5 protein-coding genes are annotated in these 9,302 nt (G+C 66.0%); all 5 read right to left on the reverse strand.

Annotation, left to right across the window (positions count from 1 at the left end; translation table 11 throughout):
* Nucleotides 1–1,591: Lcl C-terminal domain-containing protein (locus PHX69_RS12915; protein ID WP_288044181.1), on the reverse strand; the 1,591-nt coding region annotated here is incomplete at its 3' end.
* A gap of 18 nt (nucleotides 1,592–1,609) precedes the next feature.
* Nucleotides 1,610–3,910 (reverse strand): Lcl domain-containing protein, encoded by a 2,301-nt coding sequence (locus tag PHX69_RS12920; protein WP_288044183.1) that lies wholly within the window; start codon nucleotides 3,908–3,910, stop codon nucleotides 1,610–1,612.
* Nucleotides 3,911–4,112: 202 nt separating this feature from the next.
* Nucleotides 4,113–5,471 (reverse strand): hypothetical protein, encoded by a 1,359-nt coding sequence (locus PHX69_RS12925; RefSeq protein ID WP_288044184.1) that lies wholly within the window; start codon nucleotides 5,469–5,471, stop codon nucleotides 4,113–4,115.
* Nucleotides 5,472–5,643: 172 nt separating this feature from the next.
* The gene (locus PHX69_RS12930) at nucleotides 5,644–6,651 is read right to left on the reverse strand and encodes a helix-turn-helix transcriptional regulator (RefSeq protein ID WP_119012197.1); all 1,008 of its coding nucleotides are present in this window, start codon (nucleotides 6,649–6,651) and stop codon (nucleotides 5,644–5,646) included.
* A gap of 308 nt (nucleotides 6,652–6,959) precedes the next feature.
* Nucleotides 6,960–8,984 carry a sigma-54-dependent Fis family transcriptional regulator gene (locus tag PHX69_RS12935; protein ID WP_502958529.1) on the reverse strand — a complete coding sequence of 675 codons (2,025 nt, stop codon included), beginning with the start codon at nucleotides 8,982–8,984 and terminating at the stop codon, nucleotides 6,960–6,962.
* Nucleotides 8,985–9,302 lie beyond the last annotated feature (318 nt).

Raw genomic sequence — 9,302 nt, forward strand, 5'->3', positions numbered from 1 at the left:
CGCTGCGCTGCGGGGGGCTGATGCGCCCGCCTTCGCCCGCCGTGGCCATGACCAAGTAGGTGCTGATGCTGGCGCTGCAGCTGGCGCTGCGACCGCCGTACTGACCGCTGCAGCTCCAGCTCCAGGGGCCGCTGCCGCTGACGCTGCTGGGCGTGCCACGCACGCACAGGTTGGTTTGGGGCGCTACGGCCAGGGTTTGGCCGTGGCTGCTGCCGCAAGCGCCATTGATGGGATCGGGCGGTGGGGGCGGTGGCGGTGGCGGTGGCGGGGGCGGGGGCGGGGGCGGTGGCGGTGGCGGGGGCGGTGGCGCCGCATTGAACACGGACTGGACTGTGCAGTCTTGGCTCACTGGTGCCGTGGTGAATACCGTACCAGACAAGTTGCCACCACAACTGCCACCCACACTGGCCAACGTGTAGCCGCTGTGGGCGGTGACATGGAAGCTGGGGGTTGCCTGGTATGCCACGGTTTGTGCCGCAGCGGGAGTTATCGCCCCACCCGCACCTGCGCTGGGCGTGACGGTATAGCCGCGTGGCGCTTGGCAAGCAGCATTCGCACCGCCGTTGGTGCTGGCGCAGCTCCACGTCCAGGTGCTGGTGGCCCCTGTCACGCTGCTGGCTGTGCCCGCGCTGCACAGGTTAGATGCAGGGGCGCTGGTCAACAGCGCCGTGCCGCCATGCGCACCGCCGCAAGAGCCGTCCACGGACGCGGGCGCGGCAGTGCGGAACTCCACTTTCACCACCTCATTGCCGAGAACCCCGGCGGAAGACTCTGCCACCAAATAAAAGTCGTAGTCGGTCTGGGTCTCTGAAACCAGGACACCGAAGCTGGCGGGCGTATTCGCTGCGATCGCCTTGAAGCCACTGATTTCTAGGGCGGGCGCGTAGCCCTGCCCGGCAGGGTCTTTCACCTGCGCAGGCGCAGGCGCTGCGCTCCCCCGACGCACGACCAGGAAATACCCCCGGCCCGACTGGTTGCTGGTGCCCACGATGGTGGCGCTGTGCGCCGTGGGGCTGCCCGACAAAGCCACGCCACCCCACTGCGGCAGCAACGACAAGCCACCGCGCACCAGACGTACGGTGTGCCGATCTGCCGTGCTGCGCAGCGCTTTGCCCTGGACGCCCGTCTCAAAGTCGATAAACCACGCCTGGCTGGCGTCACGGACGTCGGGCGTTGCGGTCCATACGCCCTTTTCTGCGATGGGGTCAAAGGTTTGTGCTGGAAAAACATCTTCGTTGATTGCTGGCTGCGTGCGGCAGTGCTCCACCAGGGTGCGCAGCTCTTTGGCGCTGGGCAAGCGCCAGTCGTGGTGGCCCGCCAAAGTCTGGCTTTGGGCATAGGCCAATGCAGCCGCCCAGTCCATGGGGATGGGCACGCCCGTCGCGCACTGCGTGCCACTTTGCCCCGCCAGGCATTGCGCCCACATCAGGCCCGTGCGCCGGTCGGTCACCGTGCCGTCGCCATGGACGGTGTACACCGCTGTGGGGTTGCTCGGAAGGTTGTTTTGAACGCAGATCTGGGCTTGGGCCAGCAGGGGCAAAGCGAGCAGCCCGCACAACATCACGGTCGTGGGTGAAAAAAAGTACGTCATGGTTCTCTGGCTCGCAATTCACTGTCCGCTGCGCACCAGGCGCACGCTCATGGGCAACACCCGATCGGTGAAACAATCACCACCGCAAGCGGAATCGTGGTCAAAGTCCACAAACCAGGCGCTCGGCACACCACCCCCAAGGGCAGCATTGGCAAAGGGCGTGCTGCTCCAAAACGGCATCAAGGGGGTGTGCGGGAAATACGCCGGGTCAATCGCCGGTTCGCCAGCAGGCTGGCCCATGTCCACCAGCCCACCCAACTCCTGCACCGTGGGCAGGCGCCAATCGTGGGCTCCGCACAGACCGGCAGCATTGACGTCTTCGACAAACTTGGCCGTATCGCAACGGCCTGCGGTTTCGCAGTCGAAGGTCGAAGGGTTCTCGGCCCCCGGGTCGCCATCCGGGCTGTGCGGGTTGAACCAGGTGTAGAGGTAGTCCGCATCGCGCAAGCCGCTGGTGGTTTTTACCTCCCAGATCAGCCCCGTGACGTTGTCGCGCGTACAGGCCCAGTCGTTCGTTCCATTACCCAAGACGGGGTCGGTGGGGCAGGCACCCTGTCCCGCCAGTTCGCCGCTGTTGCACACCTTGGTGTAGTCAAAGCCGTTGCTGGTGCTGGCGCTGGCGCTGGCGCCCACTTTGCTCAGTTGCCCGCTCAACGCTCCCGCGTCGCGCCCATGGTGGCAGTCTTGCGCGCTGGGATGGGTGCTGTCACAGGTGCTGGCATTCACGCTGTTGTTCGCACCGCTGAGGGACACGCCGGTGTCGTTGAGCACTTGGCCCAGCACCGTGCTGGTGTCCCACTGCGCCCCCACGGTTTGGGCTGCCCTCACGTTGTTCAGCGTGCAGCTCGGGCCGGTGTGCCCGGCACAGGCCCCCGTCCAAGCCGTGAAACGGTAGGCGTTGGAGCGGGCGACGCAGGTGCTGCTGCCACCTTGCAGCACTGGATTGGGCGCGCAGACCACGGCGCCCCCATGGGCAGGGCTGGCGCTGGTGGTGATCGCATGGCTCGCTATGGCGGTAAAGCTGGCCTTGACCGTGCAATCGGCCGTCGTGGGGTGGGTGGTGTAAGTGCTGCCGGACAAATTGCCGCCGCAGGTGCCGCCCACCGCAGCGCTGTAGCCCGCCTGGGGCGTGATGGTGAAGCTGGCACTGGTGTTCACCTCCACCACCTGGGGTGTGCTGGGACTGATGTTGCCGTTGCCGCTGACTGAAGGCGTGACGGTGTAACCCTTGGGCGCCTGGCAGGCGGCTTGGGTGCCACCGTTGCTGCCATCGCATTTCCAGGCCCAGCCACTGGCATCACCAGTGAGGGCGCTGGCTGTGCCTGCACTGCACAGGTTGGCCGCATCGGGCACTGCTACGGTCACCACGCCGTGGGCGCTGCCGCAGGCACCGTCCACCGGGGCTGCAACGGCAGTGAGGGTAAAGCTGGCGCTTGCTGCCATCATGGTCGTGGCTTCGTCGCTGCCATTGGTGGCGTTGGCGCTGGTGCCCGTGGTGTGGCCGCTGCGCAGGGTGAGGGTGGCGGTGTGGACACCGCTGATCTGGGCTGTCAGGCGCACGACGATCTGGTCACCACTTTTGACGATGGCCTGTTGCACCCAAGCGCCCCCGTTCACCTGGAACTGGGGATTGCCATCGCCACTGATGCGCGCGCCGCCCCAGGCTTGACCAGTGCCGGTGCTGGACGCCAGCGTGATGGGAGCAAAGTCTGTCTGTTGACCTACGTACCCGCTCGTGGAGAACGACGACAAAGCAGCAAAAGACTGCCCGCCACGCACTAAGCGAACGTGGCCGCCGTTGTCGCGGCCGCCGCCGTAGGCGACGCCATTGTTGAAGCCCACGCCCCACGCGGCGTTCGAATCGTAGGCGTAGGGTGAACCCGACCAAACGAACGAAGACGGCGGTGTACCAGAAAACACTTCACGGTTGACCTTGGGGCCACTTCCGCAGTTGGTGGTGATCCCCTGTAGTTCGTTCTTGTAGGCCATACGCCAGGCCCCGCTTTGCAGCAGGTTCTGAATAAGCCCCGTGCTGATGCCCCAGCTGTCTTGGCCAGTGAAGGATTGCGGCAGATACGTCGCGGCCCATGTGTGCCAGTTTTTTTGCTGCGCTGTGCCCGTACATTGGTCAGCGTCGAAGACTTGCCCCTCGCTGCAGCGCTTCCACACCAGCCCCGTGGGCCAGTGCATGGCGCTGGCGGTGCCGTCTGCGGTGCCCAGGATGTAGTCGTCATTGCTGTTGGGGCTGGTGCAGTTGTCCTGCGCCTGCACCAGCAGCGGCGCCGCACACAGGGCCAGCCAAGCCATCGTTTTCTTCATGGAAATACCCGTTTTTGCTCTTTATTCAGTAGCTGCTTGCGCTTGCTGCATAAGGGCTAGAAGCACTTTTTATTCAAAAAAGTGAACCGAGAAGATGAGGGTGTCCGCATGGCCGTGCGCCAAGGCCATGCGGATGCCGCAGCCAGCGCCTCCACTGAGCGCCACACTGCGGCAAATTCACGCTGGCGGGGGCAACGCCGGTTCAGCGCACCTCGCAGGTGCGCACCCAGGGGGAGTTGAAAATCACACTCGGCGTGACCTTGACCCGGGCCGTGAAGCCGGGGCGCGGTGCTGTTTCGGTACCGATGTTCTTGAGGTCCTTGATCTCCAGGTTGACACTCAGGCTCTTGACCAGCGCCGGGCTCATGACCCCGCCAATGCTGGTCTTGCTGGGCCGTCCAAGCTCGTCATACACCTCCACGATCCGCTCCCCCCCGTGGGCACTGAAATACTCCATGCCAAAGGACGAGATAAAGGTGCCGGGCAGGCTGGTGTGCTTTTCCTCGGTGTATTTCATTTTCCATTCGAGCTCTGCCTGTGCCACGCCCAGGCGCCCGCTGATGGTCAGTTTGGTGGGACAGATATCCTTTTTCTCGCCTACCCGGTGGTAATGCGAGATATTCGTGTCCTGGCTCGACACAATGGCTACGGAGGATTGCTCGCGCGAATTGATCCTCACGCCCCACGATTTGTTGGTGGCAAAGAATTTCTCGGCGCCAGAGGCTTCTGAAATACCCGCTTGCTTCAAGCCAGACCGCGCAATGCCCGGCGCCTCGGGATAAAAATCCGACCCAGCCGCATACCGGGCAATGAACGCCTCCATGCCTGTGCCACCGGCCTGGCTCCAGGTCTGGTATTTACCCAGCAGATCGGCAAACGTGTTGTGGCGCTCTGCCATCAACTGTAGAAAGCGCGGCCAATCCAGGTTCTGGCGCTGCAACGCCTGTAGCCATACGCCCTGGCGCCAGCCAGTCAGGTAGAAAAAGAACACCAATTCCTCTTCCACCGATTCCTGCGCATCGAAATACGGGTTCTCGCCCACTTGCTCGTAAAACGCCACGTAATCCTTGACGCGGGCAAATTCCGAGCGCTGGTAATCGTCGTACAGTGCGCCCACGTCGTTTTCAAAGGCACCGATTTCGGCGGCGATGTCTGAGCCATCGTTGCGCCGCTCGGCAATGCCCTGCCACAGCTGTTTGTAGAAATCGCGCAACGCGGCCAGCCGGGGGGCGTCTGCCTGTTCACCGTTTTCCAGGGGCAGTGCCACCAGGGCCAAAGGGGGCCTCTTGTGGGGGCCGCCCGACATCTTGGCGGTTTTCACGCTCGCGGGCGCCACATCCGTCAGCAAGTCGCCTTCGGCGGTGACGCCATGCACCAGGTAGCGATCTTCCTGTGTGCTGCCGTCTTCCAGGGTGGCGGCAAAAGTCACTACTTCGCCAGGCTGAAATACCAGGGCCGGCTCTTCATCGCCGCTGCCGCCGCAGGCAGCCAGGGACAAAGCCAGGGTGATCGACAGGGCCAGGGGTGTCAGCCCCTCTGGGCGAATGGTGCGCATGTGCATGGTCAGTTCTCATCGGGTCGTAGATGCCCGCGAGGCTAGAGGGATACCGCATCCAGCGCCTCCACTGAGCGCCACTCCACCGCAGATATGCACCATGTCGGCAACGGCGCGCTGCACCCGCGCGGCCTTCGCCGCCAAGCAGCGTTGCCATCTGAGAGATGGCCAGGCGGATTTATGTCGGCATACCGTGCGCGTGCCCCTGCCGCACGTCGCTGGGCGCTGCGGCAAAGCGTTGCTTGAAGGCCCGGTAAAACCAAGAGAGGCTGTTGAAACCTGCGTCATACGCAATGGCGCTGACCGTGCTGCCCGCATGCCGGGGGCTGGTGAGTTGGTCAAATACGCGCTGCAGGCGCAGCTCCAGCAGGTAGTCGCTGAAGGAGCTGCCCTCCTGCTCAAACAGCGCGCGCACATAGCGGGCGGAAATGCCGTGGCGCGCCGCTACCCATTCCAGCGACAGGTCGCCGCGCCCCGCATGAACGCGCAGATCGGCCTGGATCGCCTTGAGCCGCGCCTGCCGCAGCCCGCGTGCGTAGGCACGGTTCTGCGCCTGGGACGTGGCACCCAGCACCAGGGCACTGAGGTCGAGCAACTGCTCGCTCAGGCGCAAGCGCTCGGCGTCGCTGGCGTCACAGGTGCTGGTGGACTGGGTCAGCTCCAGCGCCTGGCGGGCCAGCAGCCGCAGGGGCAGGGTGTCGGCGAGCGGCTGGCGCATGGCACGGTCCACATCAGCCATGTCGGGCAGCAGGCGTTGGCGCGGGAAGGCGATAAGCAGGCACCGGGATTGGGGGGCGTGGAAGTCGGTGCGCCCGGCCCGTTCGTTCAGGGCGAAGCAGCCCGAGCCGCTGGTGCAGGCCATTTCACCCCGGTTTCCTAGCCCGCGTTGACGCACCACCCAGTCCCCCACCCTGCCCCTTGGCTCTGGGCTGCCGGGGTTCAGGAACAGCAGCACATCGTCGTTGCCATCGGCCAGCTGCCGACCGCTGCGCTGCACGCTCAAAGGCGAACACTCGACGGCAGCCACAGCGACGCCGGGCAGCAGGCGAATGCGCATGGAGAGGCTCAGCGCGCCGTCATTGGCAATGTCGGGGGCCATGTTGGCCAGGGCGGCACAGGTTTCGCGCACGGCGTCGGTGCGCTCGTGCCGGGGGTGGTTGCAGGTATCGAATTCAATGAAGGCCATATCACTATCGCCGCACCGGGGCGGTCTTCAATCTGAATTTTCTGGGGGGAAGGGAGGTGCCGTGACCGGAATGGCCTGCCAGGCGGGCCATGGACGCGAGTGTCACCACCCACGCCTGCGCTGTCGATCGCCCAAATGAATTAGGGCGCTACAGCCCTTCTCCCCAGCCCTGGCCAGAGGCCAGAAACACAGAAATAAATGATAAATAATGCCGCCAAGGCACGCCAGCAAAGCGCAAGCAGCTATCAAATTTGAAGCGCTTGGAGCAAGCTGCCCCCACAGAACAGGCTCTCGCCCACCAAAGGCCGCTACCCCACCGGGTTCAGTGCCAGCTTGCGGTACAGCGTCTGGCGGCTGATGCCCAGCTGGCGGGCGGCCTGCGAGACGTTGCCGCACGCGGCCTGCAAGGCCTGGGCGATGGCGGCGTGGGACAGGGCTTGCAGACTTTGCCCGCTGGAGGGGAGCGCCACCGCAGGCGGGGGTTCCGTGTTGGGCCAGGCGCCGGGCACGGTGCGGGCGCCCCGGGCCGGTGCGGCGCCGGGCGCTGCCGGTGTTTGCAGTGCGTGCAGCACATCGTCGCTCAGGTGCTCCCAGTCCAGCGTGTTCTGGCCGTCGGCCAGCAGGGCGCAGGCGGTGCGCAGCACGCTGGCGAGTTGGCGCAAGTTGCCCGGCCAGGGGTAGGCGGCCAGGCGCGCCAGCAGGTCGGGGGCCACCCACACGCCTGCGGGCAGGTCTTGTTCGGTGGCCAGCTGGGCCAGCAGGCGCTGCACCAGGGCGGTGAAATCGCTGCGCTGGCGCAAAGGTGGCAGCTGCACCGTCAGGCCGTTGATGCGGTAGTACAGGTCTTGCCGAAAACGTCCCTGCTCGGTGGCCTGCAACAGCTGGCAGTGCGTGGCGCAAACCAGAGCAAAGTCCACCGGCACGGCTTTGGCCGCGCCCACGGGCGTGACGCTGCGCTCTTGCAGCACGCGCAGCAGGCGCATTTGCAGCGCCAGCGGCATGTCACCGATTTCATCGAGGAACAGGGTGCCGCCGTGGGCCTGGCGCAGGTAGCCGGGGCTGCCCTCTTTGCGCGCACCGGTGAAGGCGCCAGCCACGTAGCCAAACAGCTCGGCTTCGATCAGGTTCTCGGGGATGGCGCCGCAGTTGATGGCCACAAAGGGCGCGCCGCGCCGGGGCCCGCTGGCGTGCAGGGCGCGGGCAAACAGCTCTTTGCCCACACCCGATTCGCCCTGGATGAGCACTGCAATCGGTTTGCCGACCACGCGGCGGGCTTTGTCAGCGGCGGCGCGCCAGCGCGCGTCACCGGTGTCGAGCTGGGCCAGGGCATCGGGTGCGGCGCCGGGGGCCGCAGCCGGGTGCGCCCGGGCGGGGCGGGCGGTGGCGGGTGCCACCGGGCCGGGCCAGGCACCGGCGTCCAGCTGCAACTGTGCCCACAGCAGGGCGCCGCCGGGCAGGCGCAGGGCCTGGGGCTGCTGGGGGCGGCGCCGGTGGTGCGAGAGCAGGTCGTCCAGGCGCACTTCCAGCAGCTGCTCCAGCCGCACGGCGCCCAGGTCGCCCGCGTGCAGGCCCAGCTGGGCCAGTCCGACACGGTTGGCACCGACGATCCAGCCATCGCCCGAAACGGCCACGATGCCCTCGGCCACGCTGCCAATGCCCTCGGGCTCGGTGTGCAGATGCAGGCGGATGTGGCGCTGGCAGGTGTCGGCCAGCAGGCGGTTCTCGATCATGCGCGCAGCGGTGCTGACCAGGCCCAGCGTGTGGGCGTGGCCGTTGCGGTAGTCGCCCGAGATGTCGAGGATGCCCAGCAGCGCGCCCGTGGCCGACAGGATGGGCGAGGCCGCGCAGGTGAGAAAGCTGTTGCGCTCCAGAAAATGCTCGCCGCCGTGGATTTGCACCGCGCTGCACTCGGCCAGCGCGGTGCCGATGGCGTTGGTGCCCCGGTGCTCTTCGTGCCACGAGGCGCCGCTGGTCAGGGCCACGCGCTCGGCCTTGTCCACAAAGTGCGGGTCACCCAGGGTGTGCATGAGCATGCCGCGCCGGTCGGCCAGCACCACCACGCTCTGGCTGTGGCGCACCTGCTCGAACAGGTACTGCATGACGGGGCGCGAGTGCGCCAGCAGCTCGGGGTTGTGGTCCAGCACCTGGCGCAGGGCGGTGCTGCTGTAGTGGTCTGTGGCCCGGGGCTGGCCGCCCGGCACCAGCCCGGCGGCCAGGCTGCGCGTCCAGGAGCGCGCCAGGCGCTCTTGCACCATGCCGCTGGGGCAATGACCAAACTCCAGCAGGTGCTGGCGGGCCTGTCGCAAGGCCACAAGGGGGTGGGTGGGTCGCACGCGCTGTCTCCTGTGCGGGTGTCGTAGTGCCCCGCTCGATGGCCAGTATGGCCACAGCGCACGGGCCGGGCAATAGCGCAAACACGCAGTGCATGGCAGGTGTTCCATTGCGTGACAGGTGTTGCACCCTGGAGCGTTGCAGGCCCGCACTGCATTCGTCCGTACAAACCCGAATCAGCGTGAAAAATGTCCCATGAAATCAAGGCACTGCGCAGTCTGGGTGGCGCTGGCACGGGTTTTGAGTAACAGGAAGGCATCGGACAGCCCGATGGGCCGACCCGGTACACACCACCCATCCACAGGAGACACCACACATGA

Source organism: Simplicispira sp. (assembly GCF_028687295.1).
Lineage (GTDB): Bacteria > Pseudomonadota > Gammaproteobacteria > Burkholderiales > Burkholderiaceae_C > Simplicispira > Simplicispira metamorpha.